Source organism: Sphingobacterium spiritivorum, assembly GCF_016725325.1.
Lineage (GTDB): Bacteria > Bacteroidota > Bacteroidia > Sphingobacteriales > Sphingobacteriaceae > Sphingobacterium.
The window spans coordinates 889,255-911,680 of the sequence record NZ_CP068083.1 but is presented as its reverse complement, the minus strand read 5'-3'; the positions used below and the strand labels follow the sequence as shown (position 1 = coordinate 911,680).

General features: G+C 40.8%; 17 protein-coding genes. 8 read left to right on the top strand and 9 right to left on the bottom strand.

From position 1 onward, the window contains the following. Nucleotides 1-17: 17 nt before the first annotated feature. On the bottom strand, nt 18-722 hold the full coding sequence (pyrH, locus tag I6J02_RS03700) for a UMP kinase (RefSeq protein ID WP_201680510.1): 705 nt from the start codon (nt 720-722) through the stop codon (nt 18-20). A 77-nt stretch (nt 723-799) separates the two neighbouring features. Then, on the bottom strand, nt 800-1,936 hold the full coding sequence (gene bshA / locus I6J02_RS03695; RefSeq protein WP_201680509.1) for an N-acetyl-alpha-D-glucosaminyl L-malate synthase BshA: 1,137 nt from the start codon (nt 1,934-1,936) through the stop codon (nt 800-802). Nucleotides 1,937-2,215: 279 nt separating this feature from the next. Between bshA and I6J02_RS03690 the strand changes: the two genes are divergently transcribed. The 4 genes from I6J02_RS03690 (at nt 2,216) to I6J02_RS03675 (ending at nt 5,575) form a co-directional block, all read left to right on the top strand. Then, on the top strand, nt 2,216-2,929 hold the full coding sequence (locus I6J02_RS03690) for a DUF1003 domain-containing protein (protein ID WP_201680508.1): 714 nt from the start codon (nt 2,216-2,218) through the stop codon (nt 2,927-2,929). Nucleotides 2,930-2,961: 32 nt separating this feature from the next. Beyond that, complete coding sequence (gene arfB, locus I6J02_RS03685) at nt 2,962-3,372, top strand: alternative ribosome rescue aminoacyl-tRNA hydrolase ArfB (RefSeq protein WP_201680507.1); 411 nt, start codon at nt 2,962-2,964, stop codon at nt 3,370-3,372. Nucleotides 3,373-3,527: 155 nt separating this feature from the next. Continuing rightward, complete coding sequence (locus tag I6J02_RS03680) at nt 3,528-3,899, top strand: BlaI/MecI/CopY family transcriptional regulator (protein ID WP_201680506.1); 372 nt, start codon at nt 3,528-3,530, stop codon at nt 3,897-3,899. A gap of 35 nt (nt 3,900-3,934) precedes the next feature. Further along, the gene (locus I6J02_RS03675; protein WP_201680505.1) at nt 3,935-5,575 is read left to right on the top strand and encodes a M56 family metallopeptidase; all 1,641 of its coding nucleotides are present in this window, start codon (nt 3,935-3,937) and stop codon (nt 5,573-5,575) included. Between the two features lie 72 nt (nt 5,576-5,647). On the opposite strand, the gene I6J02_RS03670 is transcribed toward I6J02_RS03675, so the two are convergent. Continuing rightward, complete coding sequence (locus tag I6J02_RS03670) at nt 5,648-6,658, bottom strand: LacI family DNA-binding transcriptional regulator (RefSeq protein WP_201680504.1); 1,011 nt, start codon at nt 6,656-6,658, stop codon at nt 5,648-5,650. A 242-nt stretch (nt 6,659-6,900) separates the two neighbouring features. On the opposite strand from I6J02_RS03670, the gene I6J02_RS03665 reads away from it, so the two are divergent. The 4 genes from I6J02_RS03665 (at nt 6,901) to I6J02_RS03650 (ending at nt 14,369) form a co-directional block, all read left to right on the top strand. Continuing rightward, nucleotides 6,901-10,086 (top strand): SusC/RagA family TonB-linked outer membrane protein, encoded by a 3,186-nt coding sequence (locus tag I6J02_RS03665; protein WP_201680503.1) that lies wholly within the window; start codon nt 6,901-6,903, stop codon nt 10,084-10,086. 36 nt (nt 10,087-10,122) lie between these two features. After that, nucleotides 10,123-11,895 (top strand): RagB/SusD family nutrient uptake outer membrane protein, encoded by a 1,773-nt coding sequence (locus I6J02_RS03660; RefSeq protein ID WP_201680502.1) that lies wholly within the window; start codon nt 10,123-10,125, stop codon nt 11,893-11,895. A 21-nt stretch (nt 11,896-11,916) separates the two neighbouring features. Then, entirely contained in the window at nt 11,917-13,482 is a 1,566-nt protein-coding gene (locus I6J02_RS03655; RefSeq protein ID WP_201680501.1) for a DUF5123 domain-containing protein, read from the top strand. Between the two features lie 104 nt (nt 13,483-13,586). Beyond that, nucleotides 13,587-14,369 (top strand): rhamnogalacturonan acetylesterase, encoded by a 783-nt coding sequence (locus tag I6J02_RS03650; protein WP_201680500.1) that lies wholly within the window; start codon nt 13,587-13,589, stop codon nt 14,367-14,369. An 80-nt stretch (nt 14,370-14,449) separates the two neighbouring features. Here the strand turns inward: I6J02_RS03650 and I6J02_RS03645 are convergent, their stop codons facing one another. The 6 genes from I6J02_RS03645 to I6J02_RS03620 form a co-directional block, all read right to left on the bottom strand. Continuing rightward, on the bottom strand, nt 14,450-16,069 hold the full coding sequence (locus I6J02_RS03645) for an NADP-dependent glyceraldehyde-3-phosphate dehydrogenase (RefSeq protein ID WP_201680499.1): 1,620 nt from the start codon (nt 16,067-16,069) through the stop codon (nt 14,450-14,452). 83 nt (nt 16,070-16,152) lie between these two features. Next, a complete protein-coding gene (locus I6J02_RS03640; RefSeq protein ID WP_201680498.1) occupies nt 16,153-17,586 on the bottom strand; it encodes an MFS transporter in 1,434 nt (477 codons plus the stop codon). 14 nt (nt 17,587-17,600) lie between these two features. After that, nucleotides 17,601-18,266, bottom strand: coding sequence for a bifunctional 4-hydroxy-2-oxoglutarate aldolase/2-dehydro-3-deoxy-phosphogluconate aldolase (locus I6J02_RS03635; protein WP_201680497.1), 666 nt, complete (start codon nt 18,264-18,266; stop codon nt 17,601-17,603). Then, nucleotides 18,256-19,311, bottom strand: a complete 1,056-nt coding sequence (locus tag I6J02_RS03630; protein WP_201680496.1) for a sugar kinase — start codon at nt 19,309-19,311, stop codon at nt 18,256-18,258. The genes I6J02_RS03635 and I6J02_RS03630 overlap by 11 nt, the downstream gene beginning before the upstream one ends. Nucleotides 19,312-19,317: 6 nt before the next feature. Continuing rightward, nucleotides 19,318-20,718 carry a glucuronate isomerase gene (gene uxaC / locus I6J02_RS03625; RefSeq protein WP_201680495.1) on the bottom strand — a complete coding sequence of 467 codons (1,401 nt, stop codon included), beginning with the start codon at nt 20,716-20,718 and terminating at the stop codon, nt 19,318-19,320. A 59-nt stretch (nt 20,719-20,777) separates the two neighbouring features. Beyond that, nucleotides 20,778-22,424 (bottom strand): UxaA family hydrolase, encoded by a 1,647-nt coding sequence (locus I6J02_RS03620; protein WP_201680494.1) that lies wholly within the window; start codon nt 22,422-22,424, stop codon nt 20,778-20,780. Nucleotides 22,425-22,426 lie beyond the last annotated feature (2 nt).

Sequence of the window (22,426 nt, the reverse complement as noted above, 5' to 3'; positions counted from 1 at the left end):
TATTTTCTTATGTATTATTAGCGGACAACAGTTCCTACATGTTCACCGTTGGCCAGTTTTTTCAGGTTACCTTCTTTGTTCATATCGAATACAATGATTGGCAGATTGTTTTCCTGACAAAGCGTGAATGCGGTCATATCCATTACATTCAAGCCTCTTTCATAAACTTCTGTAAAGGAAATCTCATCAAAACGGGTAGCTGAAGGATCTTTTTCAGGATCTGCAGTGTATATACCATCTACGCGTGTACCTTTTAATACTGCATCTGCATTGATCTCGATAGCTCTTAATGAAGCTGCTGTATCTGTTGTGAAATATGGATTTCCGGTACCGGCTCCGAAGATGACAATTCTTCCCTTTTCCAGGTGTCTTACTGCTCTTCTGCGAATAAAAGGCTCACAGATCTGTTCCATCTTGATTGCCGTAAGAAGGCGAGTTTTTAATTCGACTTTTTCAAGTGCATCCTGAAGAGCCATACTGTTGATTACTGTTGCCAGCATCCCCATGTAATCTGCCTGAACACGATCCATACCAGATTTTTCAGCACTTAATCCTCTGTAGATATTACCTCCTCCAATAACGATTGCGATTTCCATGCCCATGCTATGGATTTCTTTGATGTCATTGGCATATTGTCTGACACGGTGAATGTCGATGCCGTAATTTTGTTCGCCCATTAAGGCTTCTCCGCTGAGTTTGAGTAGGATGCGTTTATATTTCATGATTTTCTTTTGGAAGTTTTCCAAAAGCCAAAGATATGATAATTTTTTTAATCCCTTTATTGCCTGTTTGAAGAAAATCAACCTTTTTTGACCTTCTCAATTACTTCATTGTAGTAATTCTCATATTTGGGCATAATATTACTCAGCTGGAAGTCTTTGGCGCGGTTGAGTGCAGCCTCTTTAAACTGAAGAAGTCTGTCACAATCTTCCAGAACACTGATTGCATTTGCGGCCATTTCATCTACATTGCCAACATCACTGAGATATCCGGTTACACCATTCACGTTCAATTCCGGCAGACCACCTGTATTGGTCGAGATTACCGGTACTTTGCAAGCCATAGCTTCTAAGGCTGCCAGTCCGAAACTTTCTGAACTGGAAGGCATCAAAAACAGATCGGAAACGGAAAGTATTTCTTCAATAGCATCCTGCTTGCCTAAGAAACGCACATCGTGACAGACACCCAGCTCACGCGATAATTCTTCTGCGTTTCTTCTTTCCGGGCCGTCACCTACCATAAGCAACTTGCTTGGGATCTTTTCGTTAACCTTTTGAAAGATTCGAATCACATCATCTGTCTTCTTTACTTTACGGAAGTTGGATGTGTGTATGAGGATACGCTCATCAAAAGGGGCAATGGCTTTTTTGAAGTGGGAGCGATCCTTATTGCTGAATCTTTCCAGATCTATAAAATTAGGAATGACCTGAATATCTTTATTGATATCAAAGTATTCCAGTGTTTGGGACTTCAAATTTTCTGATACTGCTGTAACGCCGTCCGACTGGTTGATCGAGAAGGTCACAACAGGGCTGAAGCTTTTATCTTTACCTACTAAGGTAATATCGGTACCATGCAGAGTCGTTATGACAGGAATATTAATCCCATAAGTAGCCAGAATCTGCTTGGCCATAAAGGCTGCTGAAGCATGCGGAATAGCATAGTGTACATGTAGTACATCGAGCTTTTCAAATCTGACTACATCTACCAGTTTACTGGCAAGGGCTGATTCGTATGGTAAAAAATCGAAAAGGGGATATTGTGATACGGCAACCTCATGATAGAACAGATTTTCAGAGAAAAAATCCAGACGGGCAGGTTGGCGGTACGTAATAAAGTGTATTTCATGACCATTTGCTGCCAGGGCTTTACCTAATTCTGTAGCAACAACACCACTTCCTCCAAATGTAGGGTAACAAACTATTCCTATTTTCATGTTCAAAATTTATCTGATGCAAATTAAAGATTATTTCGGACAGGAGAGGATATCTTAATTGCCATAATTCTGCAAAATTTTTGAGACAGCAAAGGCAAATGAGATTTGTAAAGTAAAATAGTAAATATAAAATCCACGTGCTAACAGGATATATTATGTAAATTGGGATATTATTTTATCTATTTATGAAATATGTGTGTAGCAGAAGTCACACGGATACTTGTGCATACCATCTGTATCCGCCGGTGGGCGGACAATATTTGAAATGTAAAATTAGATATGAAAACATTCATCAGTGATCTTTCCGGCAATCCGTATCCTGTAAGAGAGAAGGTACTTGGCTCTACGCTGAGAAATGCAATAGTGCAGTTGATTCAGGAAGATCATCAGGGATTTGACCGTGATAAATGCTTGTCAACAGGTGAATTGGATTATTATAAAGAAAAATATCTGTCCTCTATTCTTAAAAAGGAAATAGGAGAGCTTACTCAGCTTGATCAGATGGTACTGGATAGTCTGAAAAATAATGAGCTTATATCAGCATCTTTGGACCAGGATCAGGATACCATGAACTTTGGGGATAAAGTCTCAGACAAAGTTGCTGAATTTGGCGGTAGCTGGACATTTATTCTTTCTTTCATCGCTTTTCTGATCTTGTGGATATTGGTGAATATATATTGGTTAAGTAACAAAGGTTTTGATCCTTATCCTTTTATTTTACTCAATCTGATCCTCTCCTGTATTGCAGCTCTGCAGGCACCTGTGATTATGATGAGCCAGAACAGGCAGGAAGAGAAGGATCGTGAACGTGCCAAGAATGATTATATGGTCAATCTGAAAGCTGAGCTTGAAATCCGTGCACTGCATGAGAAAATCGATCATCTGATCATTCATAAGGAACAAGAACTGGTCGAAATGCAGCAGTTTCAGGTGGATGTTATCAAAAATCTGATTGAAAAGATTGATAAACTTGAAAGTAAACTGAACAAGTAGGATCTGCCTGCTAAACTTTCTATTTTTGTATCATGATAGCTAATAAAGAGATTCTGCTTACAGAACTTGTATTCAAATTTTCCAGATCCGGCGGTGCAGGAGGTCAACATGTTAATAAAGTATCTTCTAAAGTTCTTCTGCAGTGGGATGTAGCCGGGAGTACAGTTTTTTCAGCTGATCAAAAGGCTACTCTGTTTCATGTTCTTTCCAATCGCATTAATAAAGATGGAATATTACAGTTGGAAAGTGATAATGACCGATCTCAGGTCAGGAATAAAGAAATTGCTATTCAGCGGTTTCTGACTCTTATTGACACAGCTTTAACCCCTGTTAAAGCCAGAAAGAAAACAAAAATTCCCTATTCTAAAGTTGTTGATCGTCTGGACAGGAAAAGGAGACAATCTGACCTGAAGAAAACCAGAAGTAAGAAATTTGATGAGTAATCTGTGATACAATTAGATTTAATTTTAAATTTATATGATTGATATTCAGTCTTTTATTATTTAAAACTAAAAATATAGTTGTAAAACTAAATATTTAGTTTTAAACTTGTTTTATAATCGATTACTGGCAATATTGTCTTATTATTCATAGAGTTATGGACGAAATCAAAGAACTTACAAAAGCAGAGGAACAAATTATGCATGAGCTTTGGGAAATGAACGGCGGATTTGTAAAAGATGTTATCGAACGCCTTCCGGAACCGAAGCCAGCATATAATACCGTGTCTACTATCGTGCGGATATTGGAAACCAAGGGTTTCCTGATGCACAAATCTTACGGCAAGAGTCATCAATATCTGCCTAAGATTTCAAAAGAAGAGTATAAGAAAGTAATTACGGGTAAATTGTTGAACAATTATTTCGATAATTCAGCAAAGAGTATGTTGTCCTTCTTTCTGGAGGAAGATAAACTGAATCTGAAAGATGTAAATGAATTGTTGGAACTAATTGCCAAACAGAAAAAATAACCAAGCGGATCGACATTATTATAAACAAAAGTATTATGATGACTTACCTGATTATGGCCAATTGTAGTATGCTGGTATTGTATATGTTGTACTACCTGCTACTAAGAAAGCTTACTTTTTTTCAGTGGAACAGAGTTTATCTGATAGGAGCATTATTAGTTTCCCTGATTGTACCCGCATTGCAGTTTATGGATTTTTCCGATAGCGTATATGCTGCCGATATTATTCCTGTAATCAAAATGAATATGATCGCTGTGCAGGGAGACGTCATTGTGCTGAATCCTAAACCTCTCACATTTAGTGTGATTGTGGTGTATTGGGTAACTGTAAGTGTGGCCGTTGTTTATTTTCTAATCAGATTACTGCGTATTTTCAGATTATTCAAAAAGCAAAATCCGAACATGTCTTTTTCGTTTTTGCAACAGATCTATGTTGGTGATGCAGTCGCAAATGCTCCTCTGATCTATGCACATGAAGATGTCCACGTGAAACAACGACATACTTACGATATCCTGTTTGTAGAGATTGTCCGTATTTTCAACTGGTTCAACCCTGTACTATACTTTTATATTAAGGAATTAAAATTTCAGCACGAATGCATTGCTGATCAAATCTGCTCCGGACTGGACAAGCGTTCCTATGCTGAAGTATTGGTAGCGAACGCAATGAGCGTGCCTGCTCATGTAATGTTTCATGAGTTTTCTAATCAATCATTTTTAAAGAAAAGAATTATGATGTTATTTCAGAACAGATCAAAATCCATCAATAGGATAAAATACGTGTTGCTACTTCCTTTAACCGTTGGTTTAGGAGTTACAGCATTAGCCTTTAATAAAACATTAGATGTTGTCAAGACAGATCTGGTATCTAAGGTAATGGATGTGCATCTTCCTCTACCGGAGGCACCCAGTTTTCAGAGGCAAAAAGTAGATGTAGAGGATAAGAAACCTACACAACAGCAAGAGCCGGTCGTAAAGACTGCGGAAGTTCTTCCGGAGCCTCCAGGGGGTATGAAAGCTTTTATGACATTAATAGGGCAAAACTATGTCTATCCAAAAGCTGCTGTTGACAATAAAGTAAATGGGATAGTGACGGTAGCTTTTATCGTGGAAAAAGATGGATCTCTGTCAAATTTTAAAATTACAAAAGATATGGGCTATGGTACAGGAGAAGAAGCTATACGAGTACTTAAAATGGCGGAGAAATGGAAGCCGGGATTAAATAATGGTAAAGCGGTAAGGGTTGCTTATACAGTGCCTTTGAGATTAGTCGCTGCCAGTGCCACACAAAATACCGAAACAGAACAAAGGGATATTTCTCCAAAAGCAGGAGTACCTAGTCCTCCAGATGAGTATATAGTTTTAACGAAAGTTGAAAAAGGTCCGGAGCCGACAGAAGGTTTTCAGAAATTTATGATGTTTATCGGGAATAATTATCAGTATCCAAGTGAAGCCGTGAAATCAGGTGTAAATGGTAAAATACTACTCACTTTTGTTGTGGAGAAAGATGGTTCACTGACAGATTTCAAAATTGCACAAGATCTGGGATATGGAACAGGTGAAGCTGGACTGGCTGTGTTAAAAAAATACAATCAGAAATGGACTCCCGGAGTTCAAAACGGGAGACCGGTCAGGGTAATGTATACGCTGCCAATACAACTCAATACAGTGGACTAAATTTGTGCTTAGCTGAAAAAATCCCGATACAATCGAATTGTATCGGGATTTTTTATAGTAAGGCTTTTATTCTTAGTTGGCCTTGATTAATTCTGTCTGTAGTATAATAGTTTCGAATTCCTCAATAGGGTAATTGGATTCTATCATTTTGATAAGCAGCTCTGTCGCTATTTTACCCATTTCTACTGCAGGTTGTCTGACAACATTCATGGTCGGGGAGAAGAGACTCACGACATTTGAATTGGTAAAGCCTGATATCGCAATCTTATTGGCCAATTCCGGATTTTTGGTTTTGAGAGCCAGTAAAAAACCGGTAGACAGACGATCACCTGATATAAATATGGCATCGAAATTCTGCTCTAAAAGTTCATCTACAACATTTTCCAGTTCATTGAGATTCATACCTCCGTATAAACAATGTTTTACCAGATCTTCATTAAAGGGAATATGGTATTTTTTCAATGCATCCTGATAGCCTTTTAACCGTTCCCGTGTGATAGAAAGATTTTTGGCATTGTTGAGATGCGCAATTTTTCTTTTTCCGGACAGAATCAATTGTTCTGTGGCCGCAAAAGCTCCTTTGTAATTGTTGACAATGACCTTGAACGTATCGAAATCTTCCGGCACCCGATCAAAGAACACGATAGGAAACCCTCTTTCATATAGTTTTCTTAGGTACGAGATATCTTCTGTCTCGGAAGCTAAGGCTATCAGCAATCCATCTACGGATCTGGAACTCAGATATTCTACATTGAGTTTTTCTCTTTCAGCCGATTCATGAGTCTGGGAGATCATCACATTATAGTTCTTCTGATAGGCAACAGACTCTACTCCATTAATAACCTGAGAGAAAAAATTGTTTGCAATTTCACTGAGTACAATCCCAATAGAATAGCTTCTTTTTTCTTTCAGACTTCTGGCTATAGGGTTGGCACGGTAGTTTACTTTTTCGGCATATTCTAATACGATTTTCTTGGTTTCCGGACTAATTTCATAGCTATCTCTTAGTGCCCTGGAGACCGTAGAAGTAGATAGATTAAGTGCCTGCGCAATATCCTTGATCGTATAGTTTTCAAATTTCATTCCTAACAAATATAAGCAATGTTGGCAAGATTACAGCAAAACGGGATTTCCTATTTTGTGACCGCAATCGATGTCGGGAACGATTGCATAACTTTTGGCCCAAAAACGGCTTCTACTGGAATTTACTTCGCATTTTTGTGATATGATAACCGATTATAAGAATTAGACAGATAACCGTAACTATTGCCTTCTTCTTATTTAAAAAAAAAATAATAACATCTATTAACTCAAACTAATCACTTATGAGTAAAGTGCTTATGCTATTAACTGCTTTTTGTCTGTCGATAGGGGTTTCTATTGCCCAAAACAGACAATTGCAAGGTACGATCAAGGCTGATGACTCGGGTCAAACGTTATCCGGAGTCAGTATAAAAGTTCTTGGTACCAATGTCAGTACCAGTTCTGACAGTAAGGGGAATTTTAAAATTAATGTTCCGGCTCAGGGCGGGACACTTCAATTTTCCTATGTGGGCTATACCACGCAATCTGTTCCCTTCAAATCTGAATCAACCCTCAACATTTCTCTGCAGAGTGTGACTAATGCACTGGAAGAAGTGACCGTCAATGTGGGGTATGGAGTCGTCAAGAAAAAGGATCTGACCGGAGCTGTGGCTTCTGTGAGTGCAGACGTGATTTCCAAAGCTCCGGTCGCTTCTGCGTTGGAAGCTATACAGGGACGTCTTTCGGGTGTGAATATTTCCAGTACGGAAGGATCACCAGATGCTGAAATGACAGTACGAGTACGGGGTGGGGGCTCTATCACGGGAGATAACTCGCCTCTTTACATTGTGGATGGATTTCCGGTGACAACTATCGCTGATATTGCACCTTCGGATATCGAATCTATTGATGTCCTGAAAGATGCTTCTTCTACTGCAATCTATGGTTCAAGAGGTGCAAATGGTGTTATTATTGTAACGACCAAGACGAGCAAGACAGGGAAATTTTCTGTGAGTTACAATGCTTTTGGGGGTATTCGTAACATTGCGAATACGCTGGATGTATTGCAGCCGCTGGACTATGCCAAGTGGCAGTATGAGCGTGCTTTACTAACCAAGAGTATTGATACCTATACCAAATATTTTGGCAACTGGCAGGATATAGATCTGTATGACGGAGTGGCGACGAATGACTGGCAGGATATTGTATTTGGTCGTACAGGTAATACTTTTAATCAGAATGTGAGTCTGAGTGGTGGTAGTGAGAAGACCAAGTACAGCTTTAGTCATAATTTTATCAAGGATAAAGCTATTATGGTGTCTTCAGGATATAATCGTCAGAATATCAATTTTAAGCTCAATCATAAGCTGCATAAGCGCGTAACACTGGATCTTGGTTTCCGTTTTTCGGATATGAAGATTGACGGGGGAGGTGCTAATGAGCAGAATGAAAAATCATCTGCAGATTCGCGTTTGAAAGCGGTAATGGTATATCCGGGTATCCCTGTTCAGGGCTTAACAGATTCAGAAGAGACCGATGAGGGGTTTAATTTATTTGATCCGCTGACTTTTATCGCTGACAATGATCAGCTTCAGAAGCGTCGCAGTTACAATTTAAATGGTAGTATAGGTTGGGAAATCGTAAATAATCTACGTTTTAAGACAGATTTTACCTTTGATGACGGAAATAATTCCAATGATCGTTTTTATGGCAAAACGACCTACTATGTGCGAAATACACCGGAAGATAAGAATCAAAATCTGCCGGCTGTAATCTTATCCAAGATCTCAAGACAATCTATCCGAACAGCAAATACGCTGAACTATGATTTCAAAAGTCTGCTTAATAAGGATCACAATCTGAATGTATTGTTGGGTCAGGAATATATTTTTACTAAATCCAATGCACTGACGAATACAGTTCACGGATTTCCGTCTACCTTTACTTTTGATCAAACCCGAAAACTAACCGCTCAGGGTAAACCCTTTTCTACAGAGAATTTTTTCAATGCAAATGATATCTTATTATCTTTCTTCGGTCGTGCTAACTACGATTTTCGGGGGAAGTATCTGCTAAGTGCTACCTTCCGTGCTGATGGTTCTTCTAAATTTGGTCCGGGTAATAAGTGGGGCTATTTCCCTTCTGTTTCCGGAGCATGGAGAATCTCAGATGAGGCATTTATGGATGCATCGAAATCCTGGCTGAATGATCTGAAACTAAGACTGAGTTACGGTACCGCAGGTAATAACAACATTCCTACGGGACAGATCGATCCGACCTTTACTGTTACACCGACCTCATGGATTAACGGATACAGTAGTTTCTGGTCTACTTCTAAGATCATGTCCAATCCGGATCTGAAGTGGGAAACAACTATTACCAGAAATCTGGGATTAGACTTTAGTTTATTTAATAGCCGTGTAACAGGTACAGTAGAAACTTATCTCAATAAAACGAAAGATCTGCTGATAGACTATCCTATTGCAGGAGTGGGATATGACAGCCAGTACCGTAATATGGGAGAAACGCAGAATAAAGGTATTGAGGTTGCTTTAAACTGGGCTGCTGTCAAATCTAAAGATTTTGATCTCAACGTATCGGCAAACATCAGTTTCAACAGAAACCGTGTTAATTCTCTGGGACTTCTGAATGCGATTAACTGGCCTTCGAGATGGGCTTCTACAGAGATCGGGTCAGATTACTGGGTGCAACCGGGCGCTGCTGTCGGGCAGATGTATGGCTATAAGTCAGCCGGTCGATATGAGGTATCTGATTTTACCGGCTATGATGCTGCAAAAGGTATATGGACACTCAAAGACGGAGTCGCTACTGCTAATGATGTAATTGGTACGATCCGTCCGGGATCTATGAAACTGGAAGATCTCAATGGCGATGGCAAAATAAATGAAAACGATAAGACGATTATTGGTAATGCCAACCCTAAGCATACCGGAGGTTTCTCTATCAATACACGTTACAAGAATTTTGATCTTACTGCACTCTTCAACTGGAGTTTTGGTAATGATATCTATAATGCCAATAAGATTGAATATACACAGACCAGTAAATATCACTCCCGTAATATGATCTCTATTATGGAAGAAGGGCAGCGCTGGACGAATCTGTTGCCTGACGGGACAATCAGTAATGATCCTGCTCAGCTTGCAGCCATGAATGCAAATACAACGCTGTGGTCGCCACTTACCAAACAGTTTATCTTCAGTGACTGGGCTGTAGAAGATGGTTCATTCCTGCGGTTAGGCACATTGACATTAGGATACACATTTTCAAGTGATCTGCTGCAAAAAGTCAAAGTAAAGAATCTGCGTATATACGGTACAGGGTATAATCTGTTTCGTATCACAAATTACAGTGGCTTTGATCCGGAAGTATCTACCAGAAGACAATCTGCACTTACACCAGGGGTAGACTATTCTGCTTATCCTAAGAGTCGCTTGTATGTGGTAGGGGTAAATCTGAGCTTCTAAGGATTGACATCAATTAATGATCAAAAATATTTAGAGATGAAAAAGACATTTTATAAAATAGCATTAGCAGCAGTATTAGGGACTTCTCTGGTCTCTTGTAATAAACTTCTGGATGCACCTGTACAGTCTGCGATGGATGAGTCTGTTATTTTCTCTTCGCCTGTACTGGCGGAGGGTGCTGTGGCAGGAATCTTACAGTCATTCGGAGAGACAAATTCATATCGTGGACGTTACCTTGTTTATTATGGTATCAATACCGATAATGAGGTGGGAAATTCACTGAAAAATACGACTGATGAAAAAAGCTTGTTAGCCAATTATCAGACGAATGCAAATAATACGCAGATGAATACGGACAATAATGCCTGGGCTAAATTTTACGAGGCTATTGAACGTGCTAATCTGGCTATCCGCGGATTACGTACATATGGAAATATTGAGAATAATGCACAATTGGCTCAGATTCTTGGGGAAGTGCTGGTCTTGCGCGCTGTGGTTTACAACGATCTTGTAAAAGGATGGGGTGATGTGCCAGCGCGATTTGAACCCTTGACGTCTGCTAATACGTATGTTCCGAGAAGTGACCGGGATGTTATTTACAAACAAATACTGGCCGACCTCAAAGAAGCCGAAAATTATCTTCCATGGCCTAACGGGAATACAAAGACTCAGTCTGTGGAGAAAGTTAACAAGGCTTTTGCAAAAGGATTGCGGGCGCGTATAGCGCTTGCTGCAGGTGGGTATGCACAGCATGCAGATGGAGTGCGCCTGAGCCGTGATCCGGATCTGGAGCGTACAAAGATGTATCAGATCGCCAAAGAAGAATGCCTGGATGTAATCAATAGCGGTTCATTACGACTTCTAGGGTTTGAGGAAGTGTTCAGGACGCTATGTCAGGAAACGAATCTGGCAGGTAAAGAGTCAATGTGGGAAATCCCGTTTTCAGAAGGTCGCGGACGTGTATTGTTTGATCTGGGTGTCAAACATACGACTACAGATAAGTATACTATGCAGAATAAAGGTGGTACAAATGGTCCGAATCCGATTATGTGGTATGAGTATGATAAGGATGATGTAAGACGTGCTGTATCTGTAGTACCTTATGAGTGGACCAATGGTAAACAGGTGCCTACAAATCTGAATAAGTGGTACTTTGGAAAATATCGTTATGAATGGATGAAGCGGGTAGTAACGTCTACTAATGATGACGGGCTCAACTGGATGTATATGCGTTATTCAGATGTGGTTCTTATGGCTGCAGAATCTGTAAATGAGTTGGATGGACCGCAGGCTGCAGCTACATATCTCAAAATGATCCGGGATCGTGCATTCCCTACACATCCGGAAAAAGTAACGGCATATATGTCTGCTGTAACAGTGAGTAAAGAAGCCTTTTTTAATGCTATTGTTGACGAACGTTCCTTAGAATTTACAGGAGAGATGCTGAGAAAGGGAGACCTGATCCGTTGGAATCTGCTCTCTGCCAAGCTTAATGAAGCCAAACAAAAACTGCAACTACTGGAAAACCGTCAGGGCAAATATGCAAGCTATCCTAAAAATGTATATTATAAGACATTGGCAGATGGTGAATCTGTCGGTATCTATGGCCTGGAAGCAGGAGAAACAGATGCAATAGGCGCTACATACGGGACTTCTAAAACGTGGAAGCTGGCTGCAGACAATGATCAGGTAGCTTATTGGGATGCCATGTTCCTCCGCGACCCGAATATGCAACAATTCTGGCCTATCTGGCAGTTCTTTATTGAGGCGAGCAACGGACAACTGACAAATAGTGGTTACAATTTCTAACTGCTTTAAAGATTAGATATTATGAAAGTACATTTAAAAAAATACGCTATATACGGAGTTTTAGGGATTTCCCTCTCTTTATCGGGTTGTTCCAAAGATTCTCTGGAAGTGATCAAAACCCTGGATACAGATCAATCTTTTTCACCGGTAGGATTAACAGCTATTCTGGATGGTAAGACATCTATTGTATTGACCTGGACAAAAGCAATCAATGCAGAAGCCTATACGGTTGAGTTGTCTGAAAGTGCAACTTTCGAAGGAACTCCTTTTAAGACCATTGATAATATTAAAATCGGTGAATTGCCATACACTATCTCCGGTCTGTCCGGAGATACGGAATATTATATTCGTGTTAAAGGTACTATGACCGGCAAGGAAGATTCAAAGTGGGTGTCAACAATATTAAAGACTGCTTCAGAACAGATCTTTAATCCGGTGGATCTGGCCACTATTACAGCTAAATCTGTGGTATTGAGCTGGCCTGCAGCTGCCGCAGTTACCAGTATTAGTCTTTCTCCCGGCAATATTCAGCGGACCCTTACAGCGGATGAGATAGCAAAAGGTTCGGCATTGATTGAAGGCCTGATTCCGGAGACGAGCTATAGTGCGATATTGCTGAATGGAACAAAAACAAGAGGCACAGCGATCTTTAAAACAGGGATAGATATAGGAGATGCTATTCTGGTGACTTCCGTGGCAGAATTAACAGCTGGAATTGCATCTGCCAAAGGAGGAGAAACTTTTGCTCTGACAGGAGGTAATTATGATTTTGTAGGAGCTACAGGTGTGTCACTGGCATTATCCAAGCCTGTTGCAATTGTAGCTGCACGCGTATCGGAAAAGCCGGTGTTGAACAATGTAGGTTTTAGCTTGTCAGCAGGGGCGGCTTTGAAGTTTCAAAATGTAATTGTTGATGGTGGGAATAATCTGAATAATGCAATCACTGTAGGTAACGGTGTGTACGGAGAGATCATTATCGAAGGCAGTGAAATACGAAACTATAAAGCCGGCGTCATTATTATGAATACCTCAGGAACTTCATCCAGTACTGTTGCAGCACTGAAGATGAATAACAATATCTTCCTGAATTATGGAAACAGCGGAGAGTTTATTGATTTCCGTACCGGATTTCCATTAAGTATCTCTTTTACGAATAATACGGTTTATGGGGTTGCTGACCGTGAATTTATTCGTATAGATGCGGCAGGTACTAATGTGTATCCGGCTGGTGGAGTTAGTATTTCTGTAAGTAATAATACACTTGTCGGACTGGCCAATGCATCCAGCAGAAGGTTTTTCTATGTACGTATTCCGGTGGCAAATCACAGTATTTCATTTACTAAGAATATAGTTACAGGTACAGTGGGTTTATTAGCCAATCAATCACAGACTAATATTACGACATTGAGTGGAAATAACTATTTCAATGCTACGAGTCTGCAAGTTACCTCATCGGGGACTGTTAAAGTAGATGCCAATGGAACAAGCCTGGATCCGGGATTTGCGAATGCTGCAAACGGTGATTTTACAATCAGTAACAATACACTCAAGGGAAATGGGGTAGGAGATCCACGCTGGATTAAATAGAGATTTAGTTAGTTATCCATATTTTAAATTTTAAAGGAGTATTCAGTATATCGAATATTCCTTTATCTGTTTATTGCTTAAAGAAAAGATTAGTATCTGTTAATATGAATTATTGTAAACTAAAAAAAGGATTATCGGTCATTTTTCTGACTGCTGTGCTCATCGGTTTGTATGCTTTTTCCAAGAAGGAACCTGCTACACTTTACATTATCGGAGATTCTACAGCTGCAAATAAGACGGCTAAAACTTACCCTGAAACCGGATGGGGGATGAAGCTGCAGGAGCTGTTTAATGAGCAGGAGGTGATTGTTGATAACAGAGCTTTGAACGGGCGTAGCACGGCTTCCTTTAAGCATGATTATAATACAAAATCTCATACAGTGGTGAATCACTGGAGACTGGTATTGGAAAAGATAAAACCCGGAGATTATGTGTTTATCGAATTCGGGCACAATGATGAAAAAATTCATAAGCCTACTGTAGGTACTTCTCTGGAAAAATTTAAGGCCAACCTTACAGAGTATGTGGAAGAGACACGTCAGAAAGGGGCTATTCCTGTACTGTTGACTCCTATAGAACGCCGAAACTGGATAAATGGCAAGCTGGTTGAAACGCATGGCGGTTACCCTGATGCAACCCGTGCGGTGGCAAAACAGTTAAATGTGCCTCTAATTGATATGCAGATTAAAACAAATAGCTTACTTTCCCGTTTAGGAGAGGAAGGATCTGTTTCCTTATTTAATCATCTGCCTCCGGGCCACGAGAATTACCCGAAGGGTATTCAGGACAATACGCACTTATCACCCAAAGGAGCAGAGCAACTTGCGAAGCTGGTAGTTGATGGCATACGGGAATTAAATCTTACGCTTGCAACTGCACTTCGGTAGTAAATTTCTGCTTTTATAAACAAAAAATGAGCCTCGTCTACAATCGTAAACGAGGCTCTGATTTTTAAAACAATTAAATATTAGAAGATATACTTCGTGCTTAGAAAATTAGACTCATTTTCGCTTACAATTTCATTGAATAGCTTTTTGTTGCTATCGGTGAATTTGGTGGCTACTAATGAACGGATAGAGAAGGAGCGAAGTGCATCGACTACCGACAGCGTTCCTTCGGCACTGTCTTTTCGTCCTGTGAACGGAAAGACGTCCGGGCCGCGCTGACACTGGCAGTTGATATTGACACGACTCACCTGATTGACCAAGGGATCTATAAGAGATGACACTACAGAAGCATTGTTGCTGAATATGGAAACCTGTTGACCATGCGGGGAGCCGATCAGATATTCTATAGGCTCTTCCAGATCATCGAAAGGTACTACAGGAATAATAGGACCAAACTGTTCTTCTCGATACAGCTTCATGGCATGATTTACCGGATATACAATCGCCGGATATACAAATGATTCCAGGGTCTCTCCTCCGTGTTCATTGACAACTTTGGCTCCATTGGCTATCGCATCTGCAATACAGGACTCCAGATATGCCGGTTTACCAACTTCCGGCAGAGGAGTAAGTGCAACCCCTTTTTCCCATGGCATACCGTATTTTAATTTGGATACTTCTGCAGATAGTCTTTTCAGGAATTCCTGTGCAAGGCTACGATGTACATATACGATCTTAATCGCTGTACAACGTTGACCGTTGAAGGACAGAGAACCTAATAACGTCTCGGATACCGCAAGATCCAGATCAGCATCTTTGGTGATGATAGCCGCATTCTTGGCATCAAGTCCTAGAATAGCCCGGAGACGGTTTACTTTAGGATGCAGCTTTTTCAGTTCGTCCGCTACACGACTGGATCCTATGAGTGTCAGTACATTAATTTTACCGGACTGCATTAACCCGGGAACAATATTATTACCACGTCCATAGATGGTATTGACTACTCCTTTAGGAAAACTGGACCGGAATGCTTCCAATAAAGGATAGTGTAAAAGTGTACCATGCTTAGGCGGTTTGAAGAGTAGCGTATTACCCATAATGAGTGCAGGAATCAGCGTCGTGAAGGTTTCATTCAACGGGTAGTTGAATGGCCCCATACAAAGTACCACTCCCAGTGGCGAACGACGTATCTGCGCGATAATCCCCTGTTCGATCGTGAAACCTGATGATTGGCGATCTATATCTTTTAACGCATCTATCGTAGCATAGATATATTCTACCGTGCGGTCAAATTCTTTTACGGAATCGGTATATGATTTACCGATTTCCCACATGATCAGTTTGACGACGATATTTTTCTGTTCGATCATCTTATGTGTAAAATTTTCTACACAGGTGATCCGGTCAGCAACACTCATTGTCGGCCATTGACCTCTGCCGTTGTCATATGCGGCTACAGCAGCATCCAGGGCTTCCTGAGATTCTTTTTCCGTACATACGGGGAAACTACCGATACGCTTTCGCTGCAAGCCATCTTTCGTCTTGACACAGATAGGTGAAAAGACTTCATTGACAGGGCCATTCCAGGCTTTCATCTCTCCGTTGGAGAGATATTCACGTTGGTCAATCTGCTCATGCAGTGCATACTCGTCAGGAATATCTTCCTCCTGAAGGAATATGTCTTCTAGGTTTAAGGACATAATATTTAAAGGTTGATTAATATATTTTATTTATATGGGGTATTCGTCATATGGAAATTAATGGTGTGAAATACTCTTTATTTTTAGAAATTTACGATTTTCATTTTAGGAACCAAAGCCTTCATTACTACCCATGCAATAAGATAGGCTATGGCACAAAAAGAAAATATTATAAAATATCCTGCTTCAGCACCCTGAAAGCCCAGGAATTGCATATGTGTTTGCTCGGCATGATCAAATAACCATCCTGAAATTTTGTTGATAAAAAATGACCCTATTCCTCCGGCGAGTCCTCCTATCCCGGTAATGGTAGCAATGGCTGCTTTCGGGAACATATCGCCGACTGTAGAAAAAATATTAGCCGACCAGGATTGATGTGCGGCACCGCCTATCCCTACAAGAATCACAGGGAACCAATAAGAGAAATGTCCTAATGGCTGAGCAAATAAAACCAGTAGCGGGAAGAAAGCGAAAATGAGCATGGCCTTCATCCGCCCTTCGTATGGGTTCATGCCTTTTTTCTCCACTAATACTGTGGGAAGGTATCCGCCATAGATAGATAATAAGGTAATGGCATAGAGTATGAAGATCGCTAATTGCCCTTCTCCATCAGAGGATTTGATATTATAAACTTCACTGAGGTAGGCTGGCATCCAGAATAAATAGAACCACCATACACCGTCAGTCATAAATTTGCCAAAGGCAAAAGCCCAGGTCTGCTTGTGTCTGAAGCAATCTTTAAAAGATACTTTCTTCACTTCCACTACACCAGCAGCAGTATCAGCAAGGGTGTCCTGCTGAATATAGGCCAGTTCTGCAGCATTTACTTTAGGGTGTACTTCGGGTTTTTTATAGATAAATGTCCAGAAACCCATCCACACAAAACCAGAAGCTCCGATAATAATAAATGACATTTCCCATCCCCATTTTGCAGCGATAACAGGTATTGTAATCGGAGCTGCCAATGCTCCAATAGTAGCACCGGCATTAAAGATGCTGGTGGATAAAGCTCTGTCTTTTTTCGGAAAATATTCTGCAGTCGCTTTAATCGCTGCGGGGAAGTTTCCGGCTTCGCCTACCGCAAGTAAGAAACGGGCAAAGATAAACAGGGTTACACTGACATTAATGATCAGACCGACATCGTTTATTTTTGAAATAGCTTCTTTTGCCCCATGAAACCCGACAAACCATTCTCCTGCTACTATTCCAGAAGTCGCAATACCACAGAAAGCATGTAGTATGGCTCCGAAAGACCAGATCCCAATGGCCCATAAAAAACCTTTTTTTGTGTCCATCCAATCTACAAACCGTCCTGCAAACAACATACTGACGGCATAGAAAATAGAAAATAAAGCGGTAATAGTTCCGTAGTCGTTATTGGTCCAGTGAAATTCCGGAGCTATAAAGTCTTTCCAGGTTAATGAAAGCACTTGTCTGTCTAAGTAATTGATCGTCGTAGCAAAAAACAACAGGATACATATTGTCCAGCGAAACTTGCCTGCTTTTATTTGGTTCATAATGGTTGTTAGGTTTAATATTTACTTTCTTGTACCAGCTTCAGCGCTAATACTGTTTTATCATATAATTCATTGTACAATCCTTTTTCCATGACTTCCTGGCTGATCAGTTTGCTCCCCATGCCTACGGCACACACTCCTGATTTAAACCATTTATGAAGGTTGTCAACTTGTAGTTCAACACCTCCGGTAGGCATGAACAATTGCCCGCGGAACAGATCCTTAATCGAAGAAATAAATTCCGGACCCAGTATGTTGGCCGGAAATATTTTAATAAGTGCTGCCTGATGCTGTTGTGCAAGACTAATCTCTGTAGGTGTCATACATCCCGGAATCCATAACAGTTCATTTTTCTTTGCTATAGCTGCTACTTCCGGATTGATGGTAGGGGCGACCAGGAAATCTGCTCCTGCAGTCACAAAATCTTCCGCCTGCCTTGCAGTGGTGATTGTGCCGATTCCTACGTATAATCCCGGAAGCTCCTGATCCCGGACAGCGATCAGTTTTTTGAAATTTTTTAAAGCGAAATCTCCTCTGTTTGTATATTCAAATACACATATTCCGGCTTTGTACAGTACACGCACCAATGCTATGGTGCCTTCTTCGCTGTCCTGATAAAACAGGGGAAGCATACCTTGCTGAAGAATAGCATCCAGTACTACTTGTCTTTTATTGCTCATTTTCTGTTTTCATTTTTAGTACATCCTCCACACTGCTGGTCGTTGCATCACTAGGGATAAAAAGCTTGTCATAGGCTGCTGCTGTTGCAAAAGATAATGTTTCTTTAGCAGTTAGCTGATGGTAAAATCCATAGATAAGGCCAGCCATAAAACAATCTCCGCTTCCTACTTTATCCAATATCTGAGTAGAAATATATTCATTGGATACGGTCAGTTCTCCTTGTGTAAAGAGTGTGGTATAATAGCGTATGCCTTGGCCGTAATCGAATCTGAAGGTATTGGCTACAGCTTTACAATTGGGATATGCAGCGATGATCTCTTTTGATGTTTCTGCTGCCTGTTCCAACAGGATATCTCTTTCATATTCTGTACTTCCAGTCAAAGAATCATGAAGTGCTGTACCCAGCATTTTATTTGCAGCCCAAATATTTCCCATTATAAGTGTGCAATAGGGAGCCAGTTCTGGTAATATTTCCAAAGGTTCTTTTCCATATTTCCACAGTTTACTTCGGTAATTCAGATCTAAGGAAACGGTAATTCCTTTTTCTGAAGCTGCTTTTACTGCCTGAAAACATATATCGGCAATGTCCTGGCTGATAGCCGGGCAAATAGCACTGAAATGGAACCAGGAAACGCCGTCAAAAGCGCTATTCCAGTCAATATCACCGGGTTTTAATTCTGCATAAGAAGAATTGGCTCTGTCATATACTACACTCGCATTTTTAAGGTCTTTTCCCTTCGGAAGATAATAGATCCCAAAGCGATTACCTGAGAATAGTACAGGGTCCATATCTACACCTATACCGGATACAGAATTGACAATATCATGTGCTATCGCATGATCGGGTACAGCGGTTAGATAAGAAGAAGGAACATCCCACAGGGCCAGGGCAGTAGCCACATTCAATTCTGCACCTCCGATGTAAAACGGAAGTTTGTTTTCGGCCAGCCACATTCCATTTCCATCCGGACAGATACGTAACAGAAGTTCGCCAAAACTTAATACCTTACCTTTTCCTGCTCCACGAAAATCTTGATCAATCATGCCGGATTAGAACTTAAAGTAGTTTTTGGCATTGAAATAAGAAATATCAGCGATGATCTTTCCGATTTCTTCCATATCATTTGGCAATTCTCCGTTTTCTACATCCTGTCCAAAAAGATCACACAGCAATCTTCTGAAATATTCATGACGCGGAAAGGACAGGAAGCTGCGCGAATCTGTCAGCATCCCTACAAGACGACTCAACAGTCCCATATTGGAAAGGGCATTCATTTGTTTGGTCATACCATCTTTCTGATCCAGAAACCACCAGGCTGATCCAAACTGGATCTTACCGGCTACAGACCCGTCATTGAAATTGCCGATCATAGTAGCGATCAGCTCATTATCAGCAGGATTGAGGTTATAGATAATAGTTTTCGCTAATTTATCCTGTGTATCCAGCTTGTTTAAAAATTTGGATAGGGCTCTTGCCTGACTAAAATCACCAATAGAATCCCATCCGGTATCCGGACCGAGTATGCTGAGCATACGGCTGTTATTATTACGCAGTGCTCCCAGATGATACTGCTGTACCCAGCCTTTTTCATGATCCCATTCCGCAAAATAGATCAACATAGCCGATTTGAATTTCAGATTTTCCTGACAGGAGATGGTCTGGCGGGATCTGATCTTAGCGAAGATGTCTGCGATCTCCTGTTCTGTATAGTCTTCTGCATAGATTTGTTCCAGTCCATGATCAGAAACAGAGCATCCATTTTCAGCGAAGAAATCATGACGTTTTTTCAAGGCATCCAGATAGTCCTGTAGGGTGGATATGGAGCGGTCAGATACAGATTCCAGTTTATTGATATATGCATTCAGCGCCTCTATATCATCACTATTCATCGCTTTATCAGGACGAAATGCGGGTAACATTTTGAAAGACTCTTTCTCAGCGGCGAATTGTTGGTGATAGTTTAAGCTGTCAGTCGGATCGTCTGTTGTACAGACGACTTCTACATTCATTTTTTTCAATAATCCTCTTACCGAGTATTCCGGTGTCTGTAATTTGGCAGCAGTCTCTGCATAGATTTTATCTGCTGTCTTTGATGATAGCAGATCCGTAATGTCGAAATATCTTTGCAATTCCAGATGCGTCCAGTGATACAGCGGATTGCGCATGGTCGAAGGAACTGTTTCGGCCCATTTTCTGAATTTCTCTTCATCAGACGCATTTCCGGTTATATATTTTTCATTGACACCGTTGGTACGCATAGCACGCCACTTGTAGTGATCTCCGTTTAGCCATACCTGGCTGATATTTTCGAAAGACGCATTATTGGCAATCTGTTCAGGTATCAGGTGATTATGATAATCAATGATAGGTTGATTCTTAGCAAAATTATGATATAAGTCTTGAGCGGTCTTTGAATGTAAAAGAAAGTTTGGATCTAGAAAGCTTTTCATTTTGAGTAAGTTGTAATACTTTTTATGTTCTAATATTTGTTGTTCTGTATCCGGAGAAATTAAAGGCTTACTCCTCTTTTCCATGGGATAAAATCGTCCTGATTAAGCAGTACAGCTTTAGGGATAATCTCACCACTTGCTGCTTTGATACAGTACTCCAGAATGTCTTCTCCCATTTGTGCTATTGTCTTTTCACCTTCTATTATAGGACCTGTGTTTATATCTATAATGTCTCCCATTCTAGCTGTAAGTGCATTATTTGTTGCGACTTTTATTACAGGGCATACCGGATTACCTGTAGGTGTACCCAATCCTGTGGTAAACAGAATTAACGTTGCTCCTGAACCCGCTTTACCAGTAGTGGCTTCTACATCATTGCCTGGTGTACAGACCAGATTCAGTCCCGGTTTTGTGGCCGGTTCGGTGTAATCCAATACATCTACAACAGGAGAATTTCCTCCCTTTTTTGCTGCTCCTGTACTTTTTATGGCATCTGTAATAAGGCCGTCTTTTATATTACCGGGTGAGGGGTTCATATGGAATCCGGAACCCGCATTTTCCGCAGCATTGCTGTACGCTGTCATGAGCTGTATAAATTTGCGGGCGGCAGATTCATCAATAGTTCTGTCTATCAGATTCTGCTCTGCACCACACAGTTCCGGAAATTCGGCTAACAGTACTGTACCCCCAAGTGTGACGAGAAGATCTGAGGTATATCCTACTGCAGGATTGGCACTGATGCCACTGAACCCGTCACTGCCACCACATTTGACACCTAACACCAATTTACTTACCGGTGCCGGCTGACGTTCTGTTTCATTAACTTCAGTGAGTCCGACAAATGTCTTTTGGATAGCTTCCTTGATCAGTTGTTCTTCACTTTGAGATTGCTGTTGTTCGAAGATGAACATCGGTTTGTCAAAGTGCGGATTACGGTTTTTGAGATCTTCTAAAAAATCCTTCACCTGCAGATTCTGGCATCCAAGACTGAGGATGGTCACACCTGCTACATTAGGATGGTCCGCGTATGCTGCCAATAATTTGCTGAGTACAGCTGCATCCTGACGTGTCCCTCCACACCCTCCCTGATGATTCAGAAACTTGATTCCGTCTACATTTTTGAAGAGACGTCCGGCTTTGCTTTGACTGGCTGCTAAAGACAATTCGTCTGCAGCAGACAGGTCTGCACCATTTTTGTAGGCTTCGACCAGATGACGTGTATAGGTCTTGTATTTATCTGTGACAGCATAGCCAAGTTCATTGTGAAGGGCTTCGCGGATGACATCCAGATTACGATTTTCACAGAATACAGTAGGGATGAATAACCAATAGTTCGCAGTCCCGACACGACCATCCGGACGCACATAACCATTGAATGTACGACCTTCAAACTTAGACACGTCTGGTGCATGCCATTCGTAATGGTAGGGGCGATATTCATACGGTTCGGAAGCGTGTTTGGTATTTTCAGTATCCATTAATCCGCCTTTACCGATATGGTGCTGAGCTTTTCCAACCAATACGCCATACATCATTATGGGATCTCCTGCATTCATTTCCTGCATAAAGAATTTATGTTTGGCAGGAATATCATCGAGTAAAGTATAATTTTCTCCATCATAAATAATAGTCTCCCCCTTGACTAAATTTTGTAAAGCCACTAATACATTATCATTGGGATGGATTTTTAAAATTCTGGTTACCATGT

Bases quoted from the DNA above. Each gene is read 5' to 3' on its own strand.
- pyrH (WP_201680510.1), bottom strand. From the start codon at position 722: ATGAAATATAAACGCATCCTACTCAAACTCAGCGGAGAAGCCTTAATG.
- bshA (WP_201680509.1), bottom strand. From the start codon at position 1,936: ATGAAAATAGGAATAGTTTGTTACCCTACATTTGGAGGAAGTGGTGTT.
- I6J02_RS03690 (WP_201680508.1), top strand. From the start codon at position 2,216: ATGAAAACATTCATCAGTGATCTTTCCGGCAATCCGTATCCTGTAAGA.
- arfB (WP_201680507.1), top strand. From the start codon at position 2,962: ATGATAGCTAATAAAGAGATTCTGCTTACAGAACTTGTATTCAAATTT.
- I6J02_RS03680 (WP_201680506.1), top strand. From the start codon at position 3,528: ATGGACGAAATCAAAGAACTTACAAAAGCAGAGGAACAAATTATGCAT.
- I6J02_RS03675 (WP_201680505.1), top strand. From the start codon at position 3,935: ATGATGACTTACCTGATTATGGCCAATTGTAGTATGCTGGTATTGTAT.
- I6J02_RS03670 (WP_201680504.1), bottom strand. From the start codon at position 6,658: ATGAAATTTGAAAACTATACGATCAAGGATATTGCGCAGGCACTTAAT.
- I6J02_RS03665 (WP_201680503.1), top strand. From the start codon at position 6,901: ATGAGTAAAGTGCTTATGCTATTAACTGCTTTTTGTCTGTCGATAGGG.
- I6J02_RS03660 (WP_201680502.1), top strand. From the start codon at position 10,123: ATGAAAAAGACATTTTATAAAATAGCATTAGCAGCAGTATTAGGGACT.
- I6J02_RS03655 (WP_201680501.1), top strand. From the start codon at position 11,917: ATGAAAGTACATTTAAAAAAATACGCTATATACGGAGTTTTAGGGATT.
- I6J02_RS03650 (WP_201680500.1), top strand. From the start codon at position 13,587: ATGAATTATTGTAAACTAAAAAAAGGATTATCGGTCATTTTTCTGACT.
- I6J02_RS03645 (WP_201680499.1), bottom strand. From the start codon at position 16,069: ATGTCCTTAAACCTAGAAGACATATTCCTTCAGGAGGAAGATATTCCT.
- I6J02_RS03640 (WP_201680498.1), bottom strand. From the start codon at position 17,586: ATGAACCAAATAAAAGCAGGCAAGTTTCGCTGGACAATATGTATCCTG.
- I6J02_RS03635 (WP_201680497.1), bottom strand. From the start codon at position 18,266: ATGAGCAATAAAAGACAAGTAGTACTGGATGCTATTCTTCAGCAAGGT.
- I6J02_RS03630 (WP_201680496.1), bottom strand. From the start codon at position 19,311: ATGATTGATCAAGATTTTCGTGGAGCAGGAAAAGGTAAGGTATTAAGT.
- uxaC (WP_201680495.1), bottom strand. From the start codon at position 20,718: ATGAAAAGCTTTCTAGATCCAAACTTTCTTTTACATTCAAAGACCGCT.
- I6J02_RS03620 (WP_201680494.1), bottom strand. From the start codon at position 22,424: ATGGTAACCAGAATTTTAAAAATCCATCCCAATGATAATGTATTAGTG.